This is a genomic window from Pedobacter sandarakinus (assembly GCF_026240095.1).
Taxonomy (GTDB): Bacteria; Bacteroidota; Bacteroidia; order Sphingobacteriales; family Sphingobacteriaceae; genus Pedobacter; species Pedobacter sandarakinus.
Genome location: NZ_JAPIVG010000001.1, coordinates 591535 through 616690, shown reverse-complemented (window position 1 = coordinate 616690; position 25156 = coordinate 591535). Strand labels below are relative to the sequence as shown.

Below are 25156 nucleotides of genomic sequence, written 5' to 3'. Positions count from 1 at the left end.
ATCGGTACGGTTCAAGCTGTCTAAAGGTTGCCTGAATGGTTTACGAATGCTCCGAAATAAAATTCATAAATAAATGATTTACCAAGCAACTATTATAAACTCTTAGCCGTAATGTAGTTTGAAAGGAGATCGAGTGACCAACCATAGTGAAGGTAGCAACATATCGAAGCTGGTAGAGGGCTGTGCTAGAAATGATAGAAATTGCCAAAAAGCACTCTATAAGCATTTCTATGGCTTTGCTATGGGCATTTGTCTCCGCTACGCAAGTAACCGTTTAGATGCTGCGGGTATTCTGAATGATGCTTTCTTTAAAGCATTTAAAAATATTGATAAGTACGAATCTGGCAAGTCATTTATGCCATGGCTTGGGAGAATAGTAACTAATACAGCCATTGATTTCTATAGAGTGAATTTAAAATTTGCCAATCATTTGGAAATAACCGAGCAGGAGCAATTCTTTGAGCTTAGTTCCATCTACGATAAACTCGCCTACGATGATTTAGTACGGATGATCCAGAACCTAACTCCTGCTTACAGAACTGTTTTTAACCTTTTTGCTATTGATGGCTTTAGCCACGAAGAAATAGCAACGCAACTTAATATATCGGTGGGCACATCAAAATCAAACCTATTCAAAGCCAGACAAAAACTGCAGGAAATGCTAAAAAATATCGATTCTAAAACTTATGAAGTAAATGCATCGAATTTAGACACAGGCCTTTTACAGGTTAAATTAAATACAAATTTGCAATGAGAGAGAGCAGAGATATAGATAAATTATTCAAAGATAAATTATTACAACCAGATACGCCATTTAATGATTTAGACTGGGAAAAACTGGAAAACAGATTACATCCGAGGCGGAAGAATAATCTTATTCCTGCAATTTGGATAAGTGCACTTGTTGGCATTGCTGCTACTTTGATTGTTATTTTCTTTGTTGGAGATTATTCTTCACAACAGGTAAGAACACAAAAGAATGCCCGCCGCACTCCGGCTAAGCAAACTATCTCGAATAAGCCAGAAAATCCTTATTCATCCTCAGAAAAATTAATAGAAGAAAACATACCAAAAAGTGTAAATGTTGATCGTAATGTTGAGCTCACCAAGCCAGAGCGCAAAATTGGTTATGCCTCCAATGAGACCAATGTCTCGTTTCAATATTCGGATAGTGCCTTGTACCTTAAACAATTATCACCTTTAAGTCTTACTACAAATATTTCGAGTACACCTTACAGCCACATTGGTTTGCAGGCTGAACATGCAACAATACCTGATGGCGTAATGGAAAAGGATGTGCCAAGTACTGTCGTTAAATCTAAACCCCGATTGGTAATGAGTATTTTGGCAGCGCCAGATTTAACAACAGTACAAAAATCTGGGAAAAATAGTTTAAGTGGGGGTTTTGGTTTAACAGCAACTGTAGTTTTAAATCAAAAACTGAGCATAAGCACAGGAGTTTTGTATGCTAAAAAAGTTTACGATTCTGACTTCAGTCTGTATCGCCCCAATACAAACTATGTTTTCAAAAATAAACCATCAAACATACACGCCAATTGTGATGTAATTGATATTCCCCTTAACCTCAATTTTAAGGTATGGCAACGTAAACAAAATGCGATTATGTTGAGTGGTGGTTTATCGAGCTATCTCATGTTAGAGGAAGACTACAATTACACTTATGATAACAACGCCACGGGTCCGCAATATTACGATGTCAAAAACCGCAATCAACATTATCTTGGAGTTGCTAACGTTGGCCTAGAATTTCAGCATAAAATAAATAATGATTTCAGCATTAGTGCAACACCATTTATGAAGATTCCGCTAACTGGCATTGGTTATGGTAACGCTAAACTATCATCAACAGGCGTAGCCATCTCCTTAAACATGAATCTCTTCAAAAAATAAGTTGTTCTCAAAAAAAATGGGCAGTATCCACTTATTTTTTAAGATAAGGATTTTGGTTCGGTAGGGGAACAAATTCAATTTCCCCTGGAACAGGATCGAATGTTTGATCTAGCCAGTCTTGTTTAGCCTTGTCTATAAGTGCCTTATCTGATGCAACAAAGTTCCAGTATATAAACCTTTCTTCAGGGAACGGTTCGCCACCGAAGATATATATGGTTGTGTTTTCCAAAATTGTAAATGAACATAACTTGGCATCGTTAGCAATCAATATCAGTTTAGATTCGAATAAGTGTCCATCGCTTTCTACCCCTCCCTCTAATATATATAATGCACTTTCACCAAAAAGTTTATCGCCTAAATTTAGCGTTTGCCGTGAAGTACTTTTAATTTCTATAAAATATAATGGGGAGAAAACAGGTACGGGAGATTTTCTTTCCAGTGCTTCGCCTGCTATTAGCTTGAATTGTACATTGTTCTCGCTCCAAGTGGGTATGTCTTGCGCTTCGATGTGGCAAAATTCTGGAGACATTAATTCCAAGGCCTTGGGTAGCGCAACCCAAATTTGTAACCCGTGCAGCATTTTATCCGTATCGCGAAGATAGTTAGGGGTCCTTTCCGAGTGCACAATTCCTTTTCCTGCAGTCATCCAATTTACTTGCCCGGGTTTAATAATAATTGATGTACCCAAACTATCCTTATGCGCTACTTCTCCTTCAAATAAAAAAGTTAATGTTGATAGGCCAATATGTGGATGGGGTGGAACATCCAGGTTCTCATGATTGCTCATTGCCGAAGGTCCCATATGGTCAATAAATGCAAAGGGGCCAACCATCCTTTTCTCTCTAAAAGGCAATAATCTTCCAACCATGAAGTTGCCAATATTGGCTGGCCTCTCTTCTATTATTAGTGAAATGTTCGACATATATTCGCTTTTAATGTGAAATTAACGATTTTTTTGCAATCCCAACATTCACGGGCTGGGGTTTACTTCGCTAACAAGAAAAAAGAGGTTATATCACACTAGTTTAATCAACAGCCAACTAAGCCAGGTAAATTTAAAACATGTTTTATCAGCTTTTAAATTTACCAATCATGGTTAGTTTTTTTAGATGATTTTCTAACAGGATATAACCTCTTGGAGCTTTTGAAGTATGGAATTATACCAGTTCCATCAAAGCGTCTTTTGTGAAGCCTTTCAGTTCGTCATTTCGGTTGTTCTTAATTTTTTCTACCCAATTTGGGTCGGCAAGAAGTGGTCTGCCAACAGCAACCAGGTCAAAATCTCCACGATCCATCCTGCGTACCAACTCATCGAGCGAACTAGGCTGCGAACTTTGTCCGGCAAATGCGCCAAAGAAATCGCCATCTAAACCAACAGAACCAACGCTAATGGTTGCTTTGCCAGTAAGTTTTTTTGCCCAACCAGCAAAATTTAAGTCAGATCCATCAAATTCTGGCTCCCAGAACCTCCGTTGTGAGCAATGGAAGATGTCTATTCCTGCATCTGCCAAAGGTGTTAACCAATGCTCCATTTCCTGCTCATTTTTCGCAAGTTTAAAATCGTATGCTGCTGGTTTAAATTGAGAGAGACGGATAATCAAAGCGAAATCTTCTCCAACACGGTGGCGGACTTCTTTAATTACTTCAACAGCAAAACGTGTACGTTCGGCAAGGGTTTTTCCGCCATAAATATCTTTACGATTATTGGTTGCATCCCAAAAAAACTGATCTATTAAATACTGATGCGCACCGTGGATTTCTACGGTATCGAAACCAAGGGCTTTGGCGTCTGCTGCAGCTTGCCCAAAGGCCGCAATGGTATCGGCAATGGCTGCATCTGTCATAGGTACTCCATTTTCAAAGCCCGGTTTATTCAAAGATGAAGGTCCTTCGAACGGAGCGCTAGGTAACCAACCAGATGCGTGGTTCTCCATTACCCCTTGATGCCAAATTTGAGGGCCCATTTGGCCGCCAGCTTTGTGAACATCATTAATTACTTTCTGCCAACCCGCTAATGCTTGTTCGCCATAAAAATGGGGAATATTAGGGTCTGCAGATGAAGATGGACGATTAATAACTGTACCCTCTGATAAGATTAGGCCAACTTCTCCTATGGCCCGCTTAGTGTAGTAAGCTGCTACCTCATCTGTTGGCACCCCGTTGGGAGAAAAAGACCTCGTCATCGGAGCCATTACAATCCGGTTTTTTGTATGAAGTGTTTTTAAGCTGAAAGGCTTGTATAAACTATCTGTATTCATGATTTTTAATTTTTATATTTCTGTATTGATGATTTCACTTAGCATTTGTAATCCCGCGGCATTCCGTTTGTAATAGGTCCATTGCCCTACACGGGTGGCACATACCAGGTTGGCACGCTGTAATATGGATAGGTATTCGGATATGGTACTTTGCGATAAGCCCGCCTTTATTTGAATCTGACCAACGCATACGCCAACGTTTTCGAAATCGGGGTTAAGCTGATCTGGGAAATTGGTTGCGGGATCTTTTAACCAATCTAGAATTTGTAACCGCGATTTATTTGATAATGCTTTGAAAACTTCGACGTGATCCATGCAGCAAATATATATCGACTTTTCCCGATATACCAATTTTAAACTTAAGTTTACAATTCTATGGAAAACTGTAAAGTAATATATAAGCGGCCTTATTGATGCAATGTAATTATTAATATTTCTTGTGATTTAAATTAAACTAATGCTTACATTCGTTCACTCATTCTAACCAAATGTCTACTTATAAAGCGCTAACTGATCAGCAACTTTTTGAATTCATGCAGGAAGGGGATAAATTTGCCTTTGAGGAAATTTATGATCGTTTCAATGGGCTGCTTTACATTTACGCGTGTAAAATGGTGGCAGATAAGGAAGAGGCCAAAGATATAGTTCAAGAGATTTTTGTCTATTTATGGGGCAATCCAAACATTAAAATTAAAACGCAATTATCTGCGTATTTATACACTGCCGTTCGTTATAAAATTTTTGATTGGTTGGATAAAAATAAATCAAGGACAAATTATTTACAGTCTCTGGCAGATTTTGCCGATATGGGAGAATTCGTTACTGATAACTACATCCGCGAGCGTGAGTTTTCATCATTGATTGAAAAAGAAGTGGCATTATTGCCTCCTAAAATGCGGGTTATTTTCGAAATGAGTCGTACCCAACATCTCACTCAAAAGCAAATCGGAGAGATTCTCCATTTATCTGATAAGACGGTGAAAAAACAGATGAGTAATGCGCTGAAAGTTCTTAGATTAAAACTAACATCCTTTCTTTTGCTCGCTGGAATCGTTTTCCTAAATCTTTTTTAAACAATACTACGTTTCAAGGGTAAATAATAATCTGCTCTAAATCAATTAAATAGTGTCTTTCTAGGTGTAATTTCTCTCGAACATACTGTTAATTTTTATTTTTTTTTAAAAAAATCTACTACCTAGGGCATAGTTAACCTACATGTTTATAATTAGCCAAATATTCTGAAGTAATGAGAAAAGAAGAAGTTGAAAAACTTTTAGAAAAATACCGGGATGGTCTTTGTACAGAGCAAGAAAAGTCAATGCTCGAGTCTTGGCATTTGGCTGAGTTATCCAAAACAAAATCAAACATTAATCATGACGAACTAAATGAAGCAAAAACGCAGATTTGGAATGCCATCGAAGAAGAAACAGAGATTAAACCAAAGCGCATTCTTGGTAATTGGATTAAAATAGCTGCAGCTGCTGTTGTGGTAATTGTCTTAGGTATTGTAGTTAAAAATCAGCTAAATAAAGCTACAAAGGATATTTATGTACTTGCCAAAAGATCGCAGGCGCCTATTTTACCAGGTGGAAACAGGGCTACACTCACACTAAATGACGGTAGAAAAATTTCTTTAACTGATGCAAGCAACGGCATTATTGCCAAGCAAGCTGGAATCAGTATTACTAAAACTAAAAATGGAGAAATTATTTACGCTATAAATAAGATCGCTGCTAATAGCTCTGCCCAAGATATTTATAATACAATAGAAACACCTAGGGGTGGTCAATACCAGATTAATCTTCCAGATGGAACAAGGGTTTGGCTTAATGCAGCATCTAAACTTAAATATCCTGCAGTATTTAGTTTGAAAGAACGAAACGTAGAACTCCAGGGTGAAGCCTATTTCGAGGTGGCTAAGGCTTATAACAAACTTGGCAATCGGATCCCTTTCAAAGTTAAATCGGTATTAAATAGCCGCACCCAGGAAGTAGAAGTATTAGGTACGCATTTTAACATCAATGCATACCAAAACGAACAAACAAATAAAACCACCTTGCTGGAAGGCAGCGTGAAAATTAAAAATTTGAAATCCAGTTACGCCAGTTTACTAAAACCTGGGCAACAATCAATTATTGATAATAACACATCAACCGCGCTGGTGCATGAGGTAGATGCTGCCGAAACGATAGCTTGGAAAGATGGTTACTTTAGTTTCAACGATGAGAATTTAGAAGCGATTATGAATAAAATCGCCCGCTGGTACAATGTAGATGTAGATTACAGAGGTAAAAAAGTAAATAAAACCTTTGGAGGAAGAATTTCCAGATTTAATAGTGTAAACGAGGTGTTAGATATGTTGCAAACTACAGGTGCCGTACATTTCAAGATAGATGAAAGGAGGATTTTAGTTATGCCGTAACCTATACCTTTTTTGCAATGCGAATACGTGGATAATGCCTAAAAAAAAGAACCGAGAGCGCGGCAACGCTCCCGGAGATATTTAAGGCTCTTATTCATCGTAAACTTGAGAGATACAATTATTTTAAACCTAATAACCAAATATATGAATTTTTATACTGAATGGTTGCCCAAACCAAAGGGGCGCCTGTTTAAATTTCTGTTGATTATGAAATTGACTTTTGTCTTGCTAATCACTACTTTTCTTCAGCTCAGTTACGGAGCTGTGAGCGCTCAAAACGTAACATTATCCGAAAAAAATACTACGCTTCTAAATGTTTTTCGCAAGTTAAATAAAAGTGCAGGTTATAATTTTCTATATGATTTAGATTTATTGAAAGAATCTAAACCGGTAACAATTGAGCTGAAAAATACTGATATTAAAGAAGCACTGAAACGTATTTTTAGTGCTCAGCCATTAGGCTACACTATTAAAAATAATACCATTATTATTCATCGTAAAGAAATTGATGGTTTACCTATCATAATGAAATCCTTTGTAGATATCAGGGGAAAAGTAGTTGATGAGAATGGTATGCCCATGGCTGGTGCAAGTGTAAAGGTAAAAGGCAGCACACTAGGCGCAGTTACCGATGCAACAGGTACATTTAGCCTAAAAGATGTAAGCGAAGGTGCTACGCTAGTGGTTTCTTATATCGGTTACGAAAACAAGGAAGTTACAGCAGCAAATGGAATTACCATTACCTTATCACCACAGGCCGGTTTACTGGCTGATGCCGTGGTTATTGGTTATGGTACACAAAAGAAAAGTGTGGTAACGGGAGCTATTGCTTCTGTTAAAGCATCTGATTTAGAAAATGCGCCCGTTACACGAATTGAACAATCGTTACAAGGCAGGGCTTCTGGTGTTACCGTTACTACCAGTTCTGGTCAGCCGGGCGATGGTGGAACAATTAGAATTCGTGGTACAGCGAACATTAATAACGCTAACCCATTATACGTAGTAGATGGTGTAGTTATTTATGGTGGTATCGAATATTTGAATCAGTCTGATATCGAATCTATCGAGGTGTTAAAAGATGCAGCTTCTGCGGCAATTTACGGTACACGTGCTGCCAATGGGGTTATTATCGTAACAACAAAGAAAGGCGCTAATACTGGTCGTGTAAGAGTAGAATACAATAACTACCTGGGAACACAAGCACCGTCTACACGGTTAAATTTATTAAATGCAACGCAGTATGCCACCATTTACAACGAAGCTCAGCTTGCAGATGGTATTACCTCGGTTAGATTTCCAAACCCAGCGCAGTATGGGGTTGGCACGAACTGGCAAGATGCTGTTTTTAACAACAAAGCCATCATTCAGAACCACGATTTAAGTATTAGTGGAGGAAGCGACAAATCGATTTATTATGGTTCCTTCAGTTATTTAGATCAAGACGGTATTGTTGCAACCGACAATTCAAATTTTAAAAGGTTTACAGCAAGATTTAATTTCGAACATAAAATTACCGATCACATCAAATTTGGAAATTCGGTAGGTTATACACGAATTAATTCAATTGGTGTAAGCACGAACTCAGAGTACGGGTCGCCGCTAAGTAGAGCTATTAACATGGACCCACTTACGCCAGTTGTAGAAACAGATCCGGCAAAATATGGTCTTCCTAAATACTTAAATAATCCTGTAGTGAGAAACGAAGCAGGATTTCCTTATGGGATTTCTGATTACGCACAATCTGAAGTACTAAACCCTCTTGCTGCGTTAAAAGTAGCACAAGGCAATGCATGGAGTGATAAGGTGGTGGGTAATGTGTTTGCAGAAGTAGAATTTATCAAAGGGTTGAAATTAAGAAGTACGGGCGGTGTCGATTTAGCATTCTGGGGCGGACAATCATTCCGGCCGATTTACTATCTGAACTCGATTAACCAGTCTACGTTAACGGCTTACACCAGAGATAGCAACAGGGGATTATTTTGGTCGTTGGAAAATACCTTAAGCTATGATAAAACCATTGGCAAACATGTATTAACTGCCTTAGTAGGTTACTCAGCACAAAAAAATAAGGGCGAAACGCAAGGGGGAATTAAGGAAGGTATTCCGGTAGATAACATCAGAGATGCATCTTTACAATTTCCTGTGGCCAGAACAAACTCTGATTTTTATGGCGGAGAATATCAAAATACCTTAAACTCTATATTCGGAAGGGTAATTTATAACTATGACGAAAAATATCTATTTACAGGTATTGTACGTAGAGATGGTTCATCACGTTTCGGTCCGAATAATAAATATGGTTATTTCCCGTCTGCTTCAGCAGGATGGGTTGCTTCTCGCGAAGATTTCTGGCCACAAAACAATGTTGTTAAATTCTTAAAATTTAGAGGTTCTTACGGGATTAATGGTAATGATGGAATTCCTGATTTTAGCTATTTGGCAACAGTTAGTGGAGGAAGAAATTACTCTTTAGGTACCGCATCTGGCCAGGCACTTACAAATGGTGTTAGTCCGAATGCGCTTTCAAATCCAGATTTGAAATGGGAAGAAACATCATCATTTGATTTAGGCTTCGATGCAACATTGTTTGAAGGTATTACTTTGGCAACCAGCTATTTCAATAAAAAAACCTATGGCATGTTGCTACAACAAGTAGTTCCATCTTACGTAGGGAATAGCGGACCATTCGCAAATACTGCCGATTTATATAACAAAGGTTTCGAAATCGAATTGGGATGGAATAAAACAATAGGCGAAGTAAGCTTCCACGTAGCGGGTAATGCATCATTTATCAAAAATCAGGTTACGTTGCTAGGTGCTGATAAAGATTATATCCCTAACAGACAAACCATTACGCCACAAGGTTTGGAGGTTACACGTGTTGCTGTAGGTCAGCCTGTAGATTCTTTCTTCGGCTATCAAACTGCAGGTTTGTTCCAAAATCAGACAGAAATTAACAACTATAAAAGTGGTTCTGGCGCATTGATTCAACCAAACGCAAAACCAGGCGATATTAAGTTTATCGACTTAAATAACGATGGCGTGATTAGCGATGCTGATAGAACATTCTTAGGAAGATCGAATCCTAACTTTACTTACGGTTTAACCTTTTCTGCAAAATACAAAGGTTTCGATATCTCGCTTTTCGGGCAAGGTGTTTCGGGTAATATGATCTTCAACGGATTGAGAAGATTTGATTTAACCACTTCAAATTATACCACCAACATCTTAAACAGATGGACGGGAGAAGGTACAAGTAATTCGGTACCACGCGTAACCTTACAAGACGATAACAAAAATTATAGTCGGGTATCGAGCCTTTTCTTAGAAAACGGTGCTTATTTCAGAATGAAAAATGTTCAGCTAGGCTACACATTGCCAAAAGCCTTAATCAATAAAATTGGTTTAGATAAACTGAAGTTTTATGTAATGGCAAATAACTTATTTACCCTTACTAAATACTCGGGTTACGATCCAGAAATCGGTGGCGGTAGTTTGGGCGTAGATCGTGGTTTTTACCCACAAGCAAGAACATTTTTTGCAGGTGTTAATGTTGGATTTTAATAATATAGAGATGAAAATTAAACACATTAAATATACTATTGCCATCCTGGCGATAGCACAGTTAACAGTTTCATGTAAGAGAGATTTCTTAGACCTTACCCCAAAAGGAACGGCTACAGAAGAAAATTTCTATCGTAACGAAACAGAAGTTTACCAAGGCCTAATTGCAGTTTACGATGTAATGCAATGGGGCACAAGTGGTGGTTACACCATGAAGCAACCTTTACTAAGTGCTGCATCAGATGATTGTTGGGCTGGTGGCGGTAATGCGTCCGATCAACCAAGCTGGGTGGCATACGATAACTTTAATATGGATTCTAGATTAGGTCCTCAGGTAGGGTTATGGTCTAAAAACTTTACAGGCGTTAACCGGGCCAATATTATTTTAGAAAAAATTGATAAGGCAACCACGCTTAGCGCTGCTTTTAAAACTCGGGTAACAGCCGAGGCAAAATTTTTACGTGCTTACTTCTATTTCGATTTGGTAAGATTTTTCGGAAACGTGCCGTTAATTACTAAAGTTCTTCCAACTGCAGATTTATACACGCAAACGCAATCTGCGCCTGCAGCAATATATGCACAAATTGAGAAAGATTTGCGAGAAGCGTTTCCAAATTTGCCAGCAACAGTTGCTTCAAACGAAAAAGGTCGTATTTCCAGAGGTACAGCTAAAGCCTTGCTAGGTAAAGTATTACTTTTCCAGAATGACAATACCAAACTTGCAGAGGCGGCAACGTTGTTTAATGATGTAAATAAAGTAGGTAATGAGTATGGTTATGCTTTACTTGCCAACTATGCTGATATCTTTAGGCCAGACAATAAGTTCAACACTGAAGTTATTTTGGAGATTCCACACTCTACTCTAGCTGCATGGGGCGATTGGGGCTGGGTAAATGGTGGCGAAGGTAACGTAGGTACACAGTTTGTTGGCATGGATAGCTACAACGGCGATACTTATTCTGCAGGCTGGGGCTTTTGCCCGGTAACGCTAGATTTGGTTAACGCGATGAAAACGGATCCAAGATTTGCTTCTTCAATAATTGATGGTGCTGCATTGAAGGCTGCAGGGGCTACCTACAACGCCCGCTATCAAAACACCGATTATTTCATCAAAAAATATGCACCATTAAAAGCTTACAGATCAAATAGCGGAACTGCAGAGCTTAACTGGCCAATTGATGAAATCGAAATGCGCTTAGCAGACACCTATTTGATGGAAGCGGAAGCTTTGTTAAGATCTGGCGGTAATGCAACCCGTGCTTTAGAATTGTTAACGGCTGTTAGAACCAGGGTAGGTTTAGCACCTGTTCCGGCAACCTTAGATAACATCTATAACGAACGCCGGTTAGAACTAGCTTTCGAAGGTCATCGTTTCTTTGATTTAGTACGTACAGGCAGAGCAGTTTCAGTTTTAGGACCGGTGGGTTATAAAGCTGGTAAAAGTGAATTGTTACCAGTACCACAACAAGAAATTGACCTAACGAAAGGTGTTATCAAACAAAATCCAGGTTATAATTAATCCATATATGATCATGAAATTAAATTATATCATAAAACAATCGGTGGGGTTTTTAGCCATGCTGGTTTTACTAAGCTTTAGTGCTTGTAAAAAAGATAAAAAAGATGGAGAGCTTGCAACTGCACCAACTGCAGATCAGGTTAAGTTTACGGTTACCCCAAGCGCAACCAATGCCAATGTGGTAACTTTGGTTAATCAGTCTCCAGGCTTTAAGGCCCTATGGGATTTTGGAAATGGTGCAACTGGTGATGGAAACACAGTTACAGCCGCATATCCCTTGGCCGGAACTTATACGGTTAAATTAACCATCGCAACAGCGGGAGGCTCGGTTTCAAGTACAAAAACAGTTGTAATATCCAATACAAACCCGGCAATGCTTACCGATCCTGCTTTTACTACACTATCAGGCGGTTTATCAAATGCTACAGGGTTTACCTGGGTAATCGATCAAAAATCTGCAGGACACCTAGGCGTGGGGCCAATCACTTCACAAGGTCCAGACTGGTATCAGGCTGCTCCAGACGAAAAAACCGGAACAGGTTTCTATGATGATGAGATGACCTTTAACATGAACGGTTTAAAATATACATATGATAATAAGGGGACTACTTTCGCAAACGCGTCAAATGCACCTGGCATTGGTGGCCCAACAGGATCGAACGACCCAACAGTAAACTACACGCCACCTACTAACTTAACGTGGTTAATTACGGTAACCAATGGCGTTAAATACCTTACTATTTCCGGAGGCGGTTTCATCGGCTACTATCTGGGCGTTTCTCAATACCAAATACTTTCATTAAACGAAAATGAAATGTGGTTACGTTGTTTAGATAAATCTAACGCAGGTAATGCTTGGTATTTGAAATTGGTTAAAAAAGGATATGTAAGGCCTGTAGTGCAAAAGCCATTACAAGCCGCTAACCTGAGTGATGATTTTCAAACAACAGCTAACTTTAGCTGGACAAATGAAAACATCGGCTTCACCAGACCGTATGATAACCCTGCTAAATTCCCCGTTAATACTTCTGCAAAAGTGGGTTATTACGAGAAACTTACTGGTAACGATGGTCAATACGGTAACTTAAATGTAACCTTGCCATATCGTTTTGATCTGTCAACGAAAAATAAAATTCGTTTAAAAGTGTTTTTCCCAAGTGGTAACGACTTTACAAAAATACCTGCAACGGTTTCCGTAAAATTACAAAACTCGTTATTAGGTGGCAACGCTTGGCAGACCCAAACAGAAATTGTAAAAACCATTACAGCTGTGCAGTACAATACATGGACGCAGTTAGAATTTGATTTTTCTGGTATAAGTGGCCAAACATTATACGATAAAATTGTGGTTCAATTAGGTGGCGAAGGACATCCGAACCCAGGTATATTTTATCTAGACGATTTCGAATTTAAATAGAATGCCTAATTTTAAGTCAGTCTGCCCATAGGGCAGACTGACTTTTTTAACATTTACACAATGAAAACATCAATTAATTATTTAAAGAACAAGGGTTTTGTTGCACTATCAATAGCCTTAATTGCTTTGAGTGCGTGCTCGAAAAAAGCAACTGAAGATGGTCCGGTTTATGTTCCGCCAACCCCAGCTGGGCCGCCGGTTGATAAGGGATGGGCGTTTGAGACTACGCCAACCTGGGCAGATGAATTTTCTACCGCTGGTGCGCCGAGTGCTGCCAATTGGGATTACGATACCGGAGGAAGCGGTTGGGGCAATAACGAACTTCAGTTCTATACCAACACCACTGGCAATGCTAATGTAGCAAACGGAATCTTAACCATCACGGCTAAGAAAGAGGCGATGGGTGGAAGGAATTATACATCAGCAAGAATGGTTACACGAAATAAACTCGATGCTTTGTATGGCCGTTTTGAGATTAAAGCTAAGTTACCTTCTGGTAGAGGAACCTGGCCAGCGATTTGGATGTTGCCAACAGACCGGGTTTATGGAGACTGGCCTAAATCAGGAGAGATCGATATTATGGAGCATGTTGGTTACGATCAGGACATGGTGCATTTCACTACACATAGTGAGGCATACTATTTTAAAATTAACACACAGAAATCAAGCACAAAGAAAATTGATGGTGTAAGTACGGCATTTCACTTATATCGTGTAGACTGGACGCCATATGCCATTAGAGGGTATTTTGACGACGTAAAGGTTTTCGAATTTGCAAACGAAGGTACGGGTTATAAAGTTTGGCCATTTGATAAACGCTTTCACTTACTACTTAATATAGCCGTTGGAGGCGACTGGGGAGGGGCTCAAGGTGTAGACGATAGCATTTGGCCGCAAACAATGGACATAGATTATGTTCGCTATTACAAAATGATCGATAAATAAAATATTTAAGTTTAATTGTTAAAGTCGCTAACTAATTGGCGACTTTTTTTGTTTGATTACTCCTGGAAATTAAAGTCGGGTATGCTTTAAAAAAGAACGGGGATAAATCATACCGACCTATCCCCGTCATCTAAATTAACGCTCTCATATATATAAACAACCAAAAAGGTGTTTTATTATGTAGCACTAAAAATAATTATTTTTTTTCTGTGGTTTTCTTTGCAACAGCTTTGACCTTTGTAGGTTCGTCTACCGCTGCGGTAAAATCAGCAACTTTCTTTTTTGCTGGTGCCTTTGCTCTAGTAGGCGTCTTGGCTGGTGCTTCGGTAGCAGTTTCCGTGATGGTGGTTTTAGTTTTCTTGGGTGCCGCGACAACAGTTGCTTTTTCTTTTTTTGGCGCCTTGGCGGCTTTCACCTCAATTTCAGGCTGCGCTGGTTGTTTTTCGGCCGATACCGCTGTCGATGGCGTAGATGCAGCACTATTTAAGTAATTTGCTAAAACCTGTTTCAAATAAATTTCTGGTTTTGGCATATTAATTAAGGTGCCTGGCTCTTTATCTTGAGATTGTTTAATGTATGCTGATTTAATTTTACCCCAATCTTTGGAATACAGCTTGATAAACATTTCTACAAACTGCTCATCAGTATATTTTGTAGACAGCCTTCCAAGTACTGCCTGAATTTTTTCTTCCTTTTTATGTAAAACTGCCATGGATTATAATTTCTGTAAAGATAGCCCTAATTCTAGACATATAGCCAAACAGAAAATTTAACTTAGCTTGGAGGATTATTTCTTCCACCCTTTTTTCATTTTCTTGTAAGCCTTTTTACTGATTTTAGACTTTTTCTTGGAACGGGATTTCCCCTTCTTTTTTCGGGCATTGATATTATTTACCAGCGAGTTTTTAACCCCAAGTTTATTTTTTTTGCCGCCTTTCTTTTTGCCTGATTTCTTTTTGCCGCTCTTTTTCTGTTTTTCTTTTTTTCCTTTTGCCATAATTTCTTGCTTTTCGAAGTAACAACAATTATGGTCGTTAAAGGTTCATAAAAGTTAAGCGCAGTTCGTAGAAAGCTAACCAGCCATCAATTTAGTAACATGTTGGGTTAAGGCTACAAAATCTTCAACCGTAAGTTGTTCAGCTCGGTTTTCAAAAAAGATATGGTTGTCCATTTTATCTTTAGGCATTACGGCAGAAACTGCATTACGTAGTGTTTTTCTCCTTTGATTAAAACCTGCCTTAACCACCCGCCAGAACAATTTTTCGTCGCAATTAAGTGTATCGGTATCATTCCTGGTTAAACGAATAACAGCCGAATTTACTTTTGGTGGTGGATTAAATGTTCCCGGTTTTACGGTAAACAGGTATTCTATCTTGTAATAGGCCTGCAAAAAGACGCTTAAAATTCCATACTCTTTGTTTCCCGCAGGCGCAGCACAGCGTTGCGCAACTTCTTTCTGGAACATGCCCACCATTTCTACTACTTTTTGTCTGTTATCTAAAATCTTAAATAAGATCTGTGAGGAAATGTTGTAAGGGAAATTGCCAATAATGGCGAACTGATTGGGGAAAATCGCATCAAAATCCAGTTTCAAAAAATCGCCATTAATCAACCTTTCGCCAAGTTGCGGGTATTTCTCATGTAGAAAATGGAAAGATTCAGTATCAATATCAATCAGGTAAGTTTGTAAATCTTCGCGTTGTAGCAAAAAATCAGAAAGTATTCCCATGCCGGGGCCCACTTCCAAAACCTGATTGTATTTGTCGGTATTAACCAAACTTTCTACAATCCGGTTAGCAATGCCTTTATCGGTTAAAAAATGCTGGCCTAAATGTTTCTTCGCTTTTACTAAACTCATACCTTAAAATTTTACCAAACGTTAACTGCAAACCGTGTTAACATTTTGGCGATTTGATCGCAAAGATAGGCTTAATATTTCTTTGCAAATAACTTAGCCTTCCCTGTGGTTTCATTTTTTTTAAAGGGGTTTAAGCTAAAATCAGTAATTTGCGCTAAAATTTTTCAGTAATTATGAGCAATAAACTTAAAATTGGCATCAGTATAGGCGACGTAAACGGCATAGGTTTAGAAGTAATCATCAAAACATTATCCAATCCAGCTATCTTAAATTACTGTACGCCAATTGTTTATGGTCATACAAAAGTTTCTTCCTTTCATCGAAAAGCCAATAATTTGGGCGATTTTAGTTTCAATGTAATTACCCACGCAAACCAAGCGCAGCTGAAACGGGCAAATATGATTAATTGCTGGGAGGAGGATGTGAAAATTGAATTGGGTCAAGTTACCGCCACCGGTGGTAAATATGCCCTTCTATCATTAGAGAAAGCAACTGCTGATTTAGTTGCAGGCGATATTGATGCACTGGTTACTGCTCCAATTAATAAGCACAACATCCAGTCAGAAACGTTTGCCTTTCCTGGACATACCGAGTATCTGCAAGAACAAAGTGGCAGCAAAGATGTATTGATGTTTTTGATTAGCGAGAATTTACGGGTAGGTGTAGTTACCGGCCATATTCCTGTTAAAGATGTTCCTGCCTCAATCACCAAAGATAAAATCCTTGGTAAATTGAAGCTAATAAATGAAAGCCTTAAGAAAGATTTCTGGATCGAAAAACCAAAAATTGCCGTTTTAGGATTAAATCCCCATGCCAGTGACAATGGTTTATTAGGCAATGAAGAAGCAGAAATTATTATACCTGCCATTAAAGAAGCTTATGATAAAGGTTTGATGGTTTTCGGTCCTTATCCGGCAGATGGTTTTTTTGGAAATGGTAGCTACAAACAGTTTGATGCCGTGTTGGCAATGTACCACGACCAGGGTTTAATCCCTTTCAAAACCTTAGCTTTCCATAATGGTGTAAATTACACTGCAGGCTTAAACTTTGTACGTACCTCTCCAGACCATGGCACTGGTTACGACATTGCCGGTAAAGATCTAGCCGATTCTACATCCTTTACCGAAGCGTTATTTTCTGCCATTCATATTGTAAAAAATCGTCGTGAGCAGGAAGAAATGCTTAGCAACCAACTTCGCAGTGGCGGCAAGGTTGTAGAAACGCAATTTGATATTAAAGACGATGCTTCTTAAGGGGGTGAATTAAACACTTCAACGCTGCGAAACAAAAGATCCCTGCTATTTTAAAAAAATAAAAATTTATATTAGATATCTGAATTAAATCCATTTACATCCAGTTTAATTTTGCAGTTAAACATCGCTCTCCATTGAAAAATAACTTACGCAACAGCTACTTTTTATTTTTTGCATTAGTTGTATCCTTGCTAAATGTAGTTACGGCAAAAACCGCAGCGGTTTTGCCTGCTCATCCTAAGGTGCATGTTGCCGGGCTTTATGGCTCCGATTTCGGAAAAAGAAGTTGCGATGTGACCATGACTGGGGGTACCTGCGTAGGCAGTGAGCTTTCCATAGTAAGTAGCAGTCCTGTTGCCTCTATTTCATGGCTTCTAAATGGAGTTTCTGTTTTCGATCAAACAAATGCCAAACAAAATAACGGGCAAATCGTTGCCGGGGGCAATGGTACTGGAAATGCGGCAAACCAATTGTATAACCCGAATAGGCTGTTTGTAGATCGGGAGGGTAATCTCTATATTCCTGATATGGCAAATAATAGGGTGCAGAAATGGGCGCCTGGTGCCACGAGTGGGATTACCATTGCAGGGGGAAATGGCACAGGAAGTGGGCAAAACCAATTTAATAGACCTACAGCAGTTACTGTTGATGGTGCCGGAAATCTGTATGTAGTAGATCAGAATAACGCTCGTGTACAGAAATGGGCCCCCGGTGCAACGGCGGGCATCACTATCGCTACTTCATTATCTACACCTACGGGAATATGTTTCGATAAACAAGGGAACCTATACGTTTCAGAGCAAAATGGCCAAAGAGTGGTAAAGTTTGTTAACGCTTTAGCTCCAGGAATCGTGGTTGCTGGAGGGAATGGATACGGTGGCAGTGCCAATCAGTTGGCTGCGCCCACTGGTCTCTTTGTTGATGAAGATAATAATCTATACATCTGCGATACCGATAACTATCGTGTTCAGAAATGGGCCCCAGGCGCATCTACAGGCATCACCGTCGCCAGAACAAGCGGTAACCCCCTTGGCGTGTACGTAGATGGCAGTAAAAACATCTATGTCTCAGACTACACAGGCTATGCTGTACAAAAATTTACCAACGGCTCAACTTCAGGAGTAACAATAGCCGGCGGAAACGGTCCCGGAAACAGTCCAAACCAGATTCAGCCTGCGGGAATTTACATGGATGGCTATAACAACCTATACGTAACAGATTTTCTTAACGGAAGAGTGATAAAATTTTCAAATATTTATACCGGTACCTACACCACTTTAAAAGCCGGTACTTACACAGCAAAAGTTACCACCACAGATGGCTGTGTAGCCATATCGAACGCCATCGAAATAAAAGATAATGTTATTCCGAAAATATCCATCGCAGCTAACAAGTCGGTAGTTTGTGCTGCCTATCAGCCAACTTTTACTGCCACAATAGAAAATGGCGGTTCGATGCCTGGTTTACAATGGAAAGTTAACAATATCGATGTTATCGGCGAGCATGCAAGCACCTATATGCCAAAAGCACTCACTGCACAGGATGTGGTAAGCTGCACACTAACCAGTTCCGAGTTATGCGCAACCAATAGGGAGGTTTTCAGCAACAGAATTATATTAAACATGCCGGTAACTGAAGTTCCAACGATAGTTATCAAAACTGCTGAGGGTAGTACCTGTTCTGGTTCAAAAGTAAGGTTCGATGCAATGGTTAGCAATGCCGGAGATAGCCCTACATTTTCGTGGAAAGTAAACAACGTTGTTCAACCAGGATCTGATGCTTTTTACGAGACAGAAAGGCTACAAAACGGCGATTTAATAAGTTGTACAGTAATAAGCAATGCACAGTATTGCCAAGCCTCAACAACTGCATCCAGTAATGAAATTAAGGTCGAAATTAATCCCATTTTAACTCCAGCAGTTGTAATTTCCACTGGCCAAACCAAAATATACAGTACTTCCACAGTCGAATTTATTGCCTCAGCAGTTAACGGAGGTACAACACCATCATATCAGTGGTACATTAATGGAGTTAGATCTGGAGAAAATAGCAATGTCTTTAAAACATCAAATTTAAAACAAGGCGACGAAATTTATTGCCAACTTACATCCACCCAAGCATGCCTTACAACCAATATGGTAACTTCAAACGTTATTATAGCAGATGTCATAGTGGTAATAACCGTTAAACCACCCAGCAGCTTTACTCCAAATGGAGATGGAATAAATGATTTCTGGGAAATCGACGATCTTAAATCTTTTCCAGGTTGCAATGTGTCGGTTTTTAATCGATATGGCTTAAAAGTTTTTCAATCTGTAGGCTATCAAGTAGCATGGGGTGGAGCGTATAATGGCGTTCATTGTCCACCAGGTGTTTATTACTATACAATAAGGCTAGATCAGGCTCAAATAATTTCTGGAAGCATTACCATAATCAAGTAATCACAATCTAAAATTCCAACCAATAGGTTACCCTGCATGAATTTTTTTTCGAATAATAGTCGCGGCTAACACGAGTTTTGCAGAGCGGCCAAAACACTAAACTCCATTGTGAATGTTTTTTTAATTAAATTATTTGAAAAGCAAGGCCTGCATTCCATCGGTTCCGAAAGTCCTGCTATGCGTTCCAATATTTTTAGCTTGGCCATCCTTACCATTTTCGTAATGGCCACCAGGAAATGGCAGTTCGTTTTTTAGCGCTAGAAACATCAAAAATATTTCTACTGCTATCAGGTTTATTTTGGTTAAACTTGTGCATCAAGAAAAAATGAACGGTAACAGCAAAATCCTCCCAGTAATCGTACTGTCGCAATTTTTATGCACCTCATTATGGTTTGCAGGCAACGCAGTTTTACCCGATATCTTAAAAAATTTTCCCTCCGAAATCAATCTTTTGGCCAATTTAACCAGTATGGTTCAATTTGGTTTTATCACCGGCACACTTGTGTTCGCCATCTTTACCATTTCCGATTTTTTTTCGCCATCGAAAGTTTTTTTCGTTTGTGGTTTGGCTGCGGCGCTATTCAACCTGGCCCTTTGCTATGCATTACAAGATGTGCGGTTAGTATTACTTTTTCGGTTCTTAACCGGCCTAATGCTTGCCGGGATTTATCCTGTCGGGATGAAAATCGCATCCGATTATTTTAAAGATGGGTTAGGTAAATCACTTGGATTTTTGGTGGGTGCTTTGGTGTTGGGTACCGCATTTCCGCACCTTCTAAAAACCTTTACCACCAACATACCATGGAGATTTGTTATTTTCAGTACTTCCGCTTTGTCGGTAATAGGTGCGTGTAGCATTTTTCTTTTTGTGCCAGATGGACCATTTAGGAAGCCAGGGCAAAAATTTAATTTCAAATCTTGTTTAAGTGGCTTCGAAAATATAGGTTTTAGGTCGGCCGCAATTGGCTATTTCGGTCACATGTGGGAATTGTATACCTTTTGGGCTTTCTTGCCGGCTATGCTCTTACATTATAACCAGATGCATCCATCAGCATCATTAAATATTCCATTATTCTCTTTCCTAGTGATAGGTTCGGGCGGGATATCTTGCATGTTGGGTGGCTTGTTATCTCAAAAAATCGGCGCCAAGCCAATTGCTATGGTTGCCCTTGCTATATCGGGGTTATGCTGTCTGTTCTCACCTGTTTTTTTGTTTAGCAATTCGGTGTATGCCTTAGTTATTTTTCTTTTTACCTGGGGTTTATCCAGCACGGCAGATTCGCCTTTATTTTCATCTTTAATTGCTAAAAATGCACCCGAAGCATTACGGGGAACTTCACTTACACTCGTCAACTGCATCGGCTTTGCCGTAACAATTGTAAGTATCCAGGTTGTAAACATATTATCAAAAGAGATAAATTCCCAGTATCTTTATTTAGTTTTGGCCGTTGGGCCTGTGCTTGGTATTTACAACTTAACCAGGAAGTCCAATTGAAATGCGCCATATCAAAAATGTATTGCTTATTTAAGCATAGTAATGGCTTTTTACGGTGCTTCACTATTTTCGTACCAGGGCAAACTTAATCCTACAACAATCAAACTTGGAGAATATGCTTTTACGCCTTATTTTCCGACATTGGTTGCAGGCATAATATTAACACTTTTAGCACCAAAGAAACAGTTATGAAAAACAAATTATCATCCATTATAAAACCTGAAGAATTAACCTGGTTAAATCAAGATGAGGAAATCGTAATTATTGATGCCAGCGCAGGTGCTAAAGCCCGCTACGATGAGCAACACCTTGCAGGAGCCTTGTTTGCCGATGTAAACCAAGACTTGGCCAATGTTGGCGATTTTGCAAAGGGTGGGCGCCATCCACTCCCTAGTTTCGAACAATTTTCATCTGTATTACAAATGCTTGGCATTACCAAAGAAAGTCATGTAATTGTTTACGATGATAAGAACGGGGGAAATGCAGCCGCCCGTTTATGGTGGATGCTTAAATCTATCGGTCATCAGAAGGTTCAGGTGATCGATGGCGGTTTCCAAGCAGCTATTGAAGCTGGCTTTCCAACAACCAACAAAGTGGAAATTCCCAAAACGGTTAATCGGTATGAAGTGACAGCTTGGAACTTGCCCTTATCAAGTATTGAAGAAGTAGAACAGGTAGCTAAAACTGAAAATTATCTGGTTATCGATGTGCGTGATGCTAATCGTTTTGCTGGGTTAACAGAGCCGATAGACACCATTGCAGGGCATATTCCTGGTGCTATTAATGTTCCATTTACCGATAATCTTGATGCTAAGGGCCGGTTTTTATCACCTGAGGTACTTAAAGAAAAATATCAAGCAATCTTAGATAACGTTGCGCCCCAAAATGTGATTGTACATTGCGGTTCTGGCATTACGGCCTGCCACACACTATTAGCGATGGATTACGCTGGCTTGCCCATTCCTAAACTTTATGTTGGTTCTTGGAGCGAGTGGAGCCGCAACAACAAAGAAATGATTTTAAAAAGCTAAAACATACCTCATTTCAAGTTGCCATTTCTTTTTTGACACTTAACAAATTTTAAAAAACATTTTTTATCTAATTAATTATCCCTACATTTGCAGGCTAAAATTTTACAGTACTTTGAAGCCATTAAAACAATTTTCTATACCGTTTACCGGATTAAAATTGGGAGTTCATCACTTTGATTATGAGCTTGATGACCGGTTTTTTAATGCGTTTGAGTACTCATTAATAAAAAGCGGAAATTTAAAGGTAGGCCTGGAGCTTGATAAACAAGAGACCATGTTACTTTTAAAATTCAAGGTAATAGGCACTGTAAATTTAGATTGTGATAAATGCTTGTCGGAATTTGCATACCCGGTAAACCTCTACGAAAGACAAATTGTAAAATTTGCGGAAGATGAACTGGAGAGCGATGATGATGAAATCATTACGTTAAGTCGCAAAGATAGCGAGATTGATATCTCTGCACCTTTGTACGAAATGATTAATGTAGCGGTACCCTATATCAAAAACTGCGAGCAGGCAGATAAAGATTGCAATCAGGAAATGATTGAAAGGTTAGCGCAACTCTCTATCAACAAGCAGGCAGAAGAAAACGAACAAACAAGCGACCCGCGTTGGGAAGCACTAAATAAGTTAAAAAAATAATTAGATTATACACCAATGGCACATCCAAAACGGAAAATCTCGAAACAGAGAAAAAATAAAAGAAGAACACACTATAAAGCAGTGACGCCTTCTTTAGCAACATGCTCGGCAACAGGTGCTATCCACGTACCTCACCGTGCTTACAACGTTGATGGTAACTTATACTACAACGGCAAACTGGTTATCGAAAATACTCAGATTGGGTAATTTTCTTAAAAAATTGTTTGTGTTTTCAGCGGCTTTAGTCATACCTTAGTCAACTGAAAATTTTAGGATTGAACCTAATCTTAACACAAACAGATTTTTTCTATGAAAATAGGCCTCGACATAATGGGCGGAGACTATGCTCCCAAAGCAATTGTTTTGGGAGCAATAGCTGCTCATCAATCGCTAAACCCCGGAGAGCACTTGGTGCTTATCGGCGATACCGAACAGATTAAACCCATTCTTGCAGAAGAAGGCTTTAATCCGGATCATTTTGAATACGTTCATACTGATGAAGTTATTGGTATGGGCGAACATCCCACAAAAGCAATAGTTCAGAAACCAAATTCGAGCATAGCCGTTGGATTTAACCTTTTAAAAGAAGGTAAAATTGATGCCTTTGCGAGTGCAGGTAATTCTGGCGCTATGTTGGTTGGCGCTGTTTTTAGCGTTAAAACCATTCCGGGCATTATCCGCCCTTGTTTGTGTACAATTCTTCCAAAAATTAAAGGCGGTACTGGCCTTCTCTTAGATGTTGGCGCCAATGCCGACTGCAAACCCGATATTTTATTGCAATTTGGCGTACTGGGCAGTTTGTATGCAGAAAATTTACTGCATGTAAATAGCCCTAAAGTGGCTTTAATGAATATTGGTGAAGAAGATGAAAAAGGCAATATGCTTAGTATGGCTACGTTCCCTTTAATGAAAGAAACAGCGCTCTTTAACTTCGTTGGAAATGTAGAAGGTAGAGATTTATTTAACGACAAGGCCGATGTAATTGTTTGTGATGGTTTTACTGGAAACGTAATGCTTAAACTGGCAGAGTCGTTTTACGTATTAACAATTAAAAAGGGATTTAAGGATGAATTTTTCGACCGTTTCAATTACGAGCAGTATGGCGGTAGCCCGGTGCTTGGCGTGAATGCTCCTGTGGTTATCGGACATGGAATTTCCAGTCCTTTAGCCGTTAAAAATATGGTTCTTCAATCAAGAGAGATGATCACCACTGGGTTAGTAGAGAAAATTAGAATGGCATTTAAATAATTTTAAAATGAGTAAAATTCACGCTGCTATTACAGCAGTAAATGGTTACGTTCCCGACTATGTGCTAACTAATGCAGAGTTAGAAACCATTGTAGATACTTCTGATGAGTGGATTACAAGCAGAACAGGAATTAAAGAGCGTAGAGTTTTAAAAGGCGAGGGTTTAGGTACATCAGATATGGCGGTGCATGCTGTAAATGGTCTCCTTAAAAAAAGAGGTATCGATGCTAAAGAAATCGAACTTATCATTTTTTGTACCACCACACCAGATTTTACCTTTCCGGCCACAGCTAATGTTTTAGCTGATAAAATTGGCGCAACAAATGCCTGGGGTTGGGATTTGCAGGCGGCATGTTCAGGTTTTATTTTTGGCCTTTCTACCGGTGCATCTTTCATCGAATCTGGCAGACATAAAAAAGTGTTGGTAGTTGGTGGCGATAAAATGTCATCTATTATCAATTATGAAGACCGTACAACTTGTATTATTTTTGGCGATGGTTGCGGATGCGCATTGTTAGAGCCAAATGAAGAAGGTTTTGGAATTCAAGATTCTATTTTAAGAACTGATGGCTCTGGAAGAGATTTCTTGGGTATGAAGGCAGGTGGTTCTGTTAAGCCTGCAACGCATGAAACCATCGACGCCAGGGAACATTTTGCTCATCAAGAAGGGCCCACGGTGTTTAAATTTGCAGTTACTAATATGGCAGATGTAGCTGCAGAAATTATGGAACGTAATGGCTTAACTGCCGATGATGTTGCATGGTTAGTGCCACACCAGGCCAATAAGCGTATCATTGATGCTACGGCGAACCGGATGGGTGTTACAACCGATAAGGTAATGATCAACATTGAGCGCTACGGAAATACAACCAACGGAACTATTCCACTGTGTTTATGGGAATGGGAAGGCAAATTGAAAAAAGGAGACAATATTGTGCTTGCTGCTTTTGGTGGAGGCTTTACCTGGGGTTCGATATACCTGAAATGGGCTTACGATACTCAAGAGTAATATGGTAGTCGAGTGAAAATCCGCACTTAACGATTTGGATACACCCGTTTCAACGCCACTATTTACTTTATCATTTAAAACAAAAAAAGTATAACTTAGTTAATTCATTATACACTATTTTTTACATAACAAGGATTAAAAA

The 25156-nt window shown here is 39.2% G+C and carries 23 protein-coding genes; 16 read left to right on the top strand and 7 right to left on the bottom strand.

The window, feature by feature from the left end:
- Nucleotides 1-118 precede the first annotated feature (118 nt).
- Nucleotides 119-754: an RNA polymerase sigma factor gene (locus OQ268_RS02515; RefSeq protein WP_265854486.1), complete on the top strand. Its 636-nt coding sequence runs from the start codon at nt 119-121 to the stop codon at nt 752-754.
- Nucleotides 751-1911, top strand: a complete 1161-nt coding sequence (locus tag OQ268_RS02510) for a hypothetical protein (RefSeq protein ID WP_265854485.1) — start codon at nt 751-753, stop codon at nt 1909-1911. The genes OQ268_RS02515 and OQ268_RS02510 overlap by 4 nt, the downstream gene beginning before the upstream one ends.
- A 31-nt stretch (nt 1912-1942) precedes the next feature.
- On the opposite strand, the gene OQ268_RS02505 is transcribed toward OQ268_RS02510, so the two are convergent.
- From OQ268_RS02505 to OQ268_RS02495, 3 genes are all read right to left on the bottom strand, one after another.
- Nucleotides 1943-2833 carry a pirin family protein gene (locus tag OQ268_RS02505; RefSeq protein ID WP_265854484.1) on the bottom strand — a complete coding sequence of 297 codons (891 nt, stop codon included), beginning with the start codon at nt 2831-2833 and terminating at the stop codon, nt 1943-1945.
- 235 nt (nt 2834-3068) lie between these two features.
- The gene (locus OQ268_RS02500; protein ID WP_265854483.1) at nt 3069-4169 is read right to left on the bottom strand and encodes an NADH:flavin oxidoreductase; all 1101 of its coding nucleotides are present in this window, start codon (nt 4167-4169) and stop codon (nt 3069-3071) included.
- A 12-nt stretch (nt 4170-4181) separates the two neighbouring features.
- On the bottom strand, nt 4182-4484 hold the full coding sequence (locus OQ268_RS02495) for an ArsR/SmtB family transcription factor (protein ID WP_265854482.1): 303 nt from the start codon (nt 4482-4484) through the stop codon (nt 4182-4184).
- Nucleotides 4485-4657: 173 nt separating this feature from the next.
- Here OQ268_RS02495 and OQ268_RS02490 point away from each other — a divergent pair, with 173 nt between their 5' ends.
- From OQ268_RS02490 to OQ268_RS02465, 6 genes are all read left to right on the top strand, one after another.
- Entirely contained in the window at nt 4658-5242 is a 585-nt protein-coding gene (locus tag OQ268_RS02490) for an RNA polymerase sigma factor (RefSeq protein ID WP_265854480.1), read from the top strand.
- Nucleotides 5243-5415: 173 nt separating this feature from the next.
- Nucleotides 5416-6591 (top strand): FecR family protein, encoded by a 1176-nt coding sequence (locus tag OQ268_RS02485; protein ID WP_265854479.1) that lies wholly within the window; start codon nt 5416-5418, stop codon nt 6589-6591.
- Nucleotides 6592-6798: 207 nt separating this feature from the next.
- Nucleotides 6799-10155, top strand: a complete 3357-nt coding sequence (locus OQ268_RS02480) for a TonB-dependent receptor (RefSeq protein ID WP_265854478.1) — start codon at nt 6799-6801, stop codon at nt 10153-10155.
- Nucleotides 10156-10165: 10 nt separating this feature from the next.
- The gene (locus OQ268_RS02475) at nt 10166-11674 is read left to right on the top strand and encodes a RagB/SusD family nutrient uptake outer membrane protein (protein WP_265854477.1); all 1509 of its coding nucleotides are present in this window, start codon (nt 10166-10168) and stop codon (nt 11672-11674) included.
- 13 nt (nt 11675-11687) lie between these two features.
- A complete protein-coding gene (locus tag OQ268_RS02470; protein WP_265854476.1) occupies nt 11688-13091 on the top strand; it encodes a PKD domain-containing protein in 1404 nt (467 codons plus the stop codon).
- Nucleotides 13092-13151: 60 nt separating this feature from the next.
- On the top strand, nt 13152-14036 hold the full coding sequence (locus OQ268_RS02465) for a glycoside hydrolase family 16 protein (protein ID WP_265854475.1): 885 nt from the start codon (nt 13152-13154) through the stop codon (nt 14034-14036).
- Between the two features lie 196 nt (nt 14037-14232).
- Here OQ268_RS02465 and OQ268_RS02460 read toward each other — a convergent pair whose 3' ends face one another.
- The 3 genes from OQ268_RS02460 to rsmA form a co-directional block, all read right to left on the bottom strand.
- Nucleotides 14233-14748 (bottom strand): hypothetical protein, encoded by a 516-nt coding sequence (locus OQ268_RS02460; protein ID WP_265854474.1) that lies wholly within the window; start codon nt 14746-14748, stop codon nt 14233-14235.
- Nucleotides 14749-14823: 75 nt separating this feature from the next.
- Nucleotides 14824-15033: a hypothetical protein gene (locus OQ268_RS02455; RefSeq protein WP_265854473.1), complete on the bottom strand. Its 210-nt coding sequence runs from the start codon at nt 15031-15033 to the stop codon at nt 14824-14826.
- Nucleotides 15034-15108: 75 nt separating this feature from the next.
- A complete protein-coding gene (gene rsmA, locus OQ268_RS02450) occupies nt 15109-15894 on the bottom strand; it encodes a 16S rRNA (adenine(1518)-N(6)/adenine(1519)-N(6))-dimethyltransferase RsmA (protein ID WP_265854472.1) in 786 nt (261 codons plus the stop codon).
- 173 nt (nt 15895-16067) lie between these two features.
- Between rsmA and pdxA the strand changes: the two genes are divergently transcribed.
- A complete protein-coding gene (gene pdxA / locus OQ268_RS02445; RefSeq protein WP_265854471.1) occupies nt 16068-17147 on the top strand; it encodes a 4-hydroxythreonine-4-phosphate dehydrogenase PdxA in 1080 nt (359 codons plus the stop codon).
- A 134-nt stretch (nt 17148-17281) separates the two neighbouring features.
- Nucleotides 17282-19588, top strand: coding sequence for a T9SS type B sorting domain-containing protein (locus tag OQ268_RS02440; RefSeq protein ID WP_265854470.1), 2307 nt, complete (start codon nt 17282-17284; stop codon nt 19586-19588).
- A gap of 129 nt (nt 19589-19717) precedes the next feature.
- Here the strand turns inward: OQ268_RS02440 and OQ268_RS02435 are convergent, their stop codons facing one another.
- Nucleotides 19718-19855, bottom strand: a complete 138-nt coding sequence (locus tag OQ268_RS02435) for a hypothetical protein (protein ID WP_265854469.1) — start codon at nt 19853-19855, stop codon at nt 19718-19720.
- 43 nt (nt 19856-19898) lie between these two features.
- Between OQ268_RS02435 and OQ268_RS02430 the strand changes: the two genes are divergently transcribed.
- The 6 genes from OQ268_RS02430 to OQ268_RS02405 all read left to right on the top strand — a co-directional run bounded on the left by OQ268_RS02430 (nt 19899) and on the right by OQ268_RS02405 (nt 25014).
- Nucleotides 19899-21083: an MFS transporter gene (locus OQ268_RS02430; protein WP_265854468.1), complete on the top strand. Its 1185-nt coding sequence runs from the start codon at nt 19899-19901 to the stop codon at nt 21081-21083.
- A gap of 188 nt (nt 21084-21271) precedes the next feature.
- Nucleotides 21272-22114, top strand: a complete 843-nt coding sequence (locus tag OQ268_RS02425) for a sulfurtransferase (RefSeq protein ID WP_265854467.1) — start codon at nt 21272-21274, stop codon at nt 22112-22114.
- A 112-nt stretch (nt 22115-22226) separates the two neighbouring features.
- Nucleotides 22227-22757 (top strand): YceD family protein, encoded by a 531-nt coding sequence (locus OQ268_RS02420; protein ID WP_265854466.1) that lies wholly within the window; start codon nt 22227-22229, stop codon nt 22755-22757.
- Nucleotides 22758-22772: 15 nt separating this feature from the next.
- Nucleotides 22773-22964, top strand: coding sequence for a 50S ribosomal protein L32 (gene rpmF / locus OQ268_RS02415; protein WP_025143959.1), 192 nt, complete (start codon nt 22773-22775; stop codon nt 22962-22964).
- Between the two features lie 102 nt (nt 22965-23066).
- Entirely contained in the window at nt 23067-24005 is a 939-nt protein-coding gene (plsX, locus tag OQ268_RS02410; RefSeq protein ID WP_265854465.1) for a phosphate acyltransferase PlsX, read from the top strand.
- Nucleotides 24006-24012: 7 nt separating this feature from the next.
- Nucleotides 24013-25014 (top strand): beta-ketoacyl-ACP synthase III, encoded by a 1002-nt coding sequence (locus OQ268_RS02405; protein WP_265854464.1) that lies wholly within the window; start codon nt 24013-24015, stop codon nt 25012-25014.
- Nucleotides 25015-25156 lie beyond the last annotated feature (142 nt).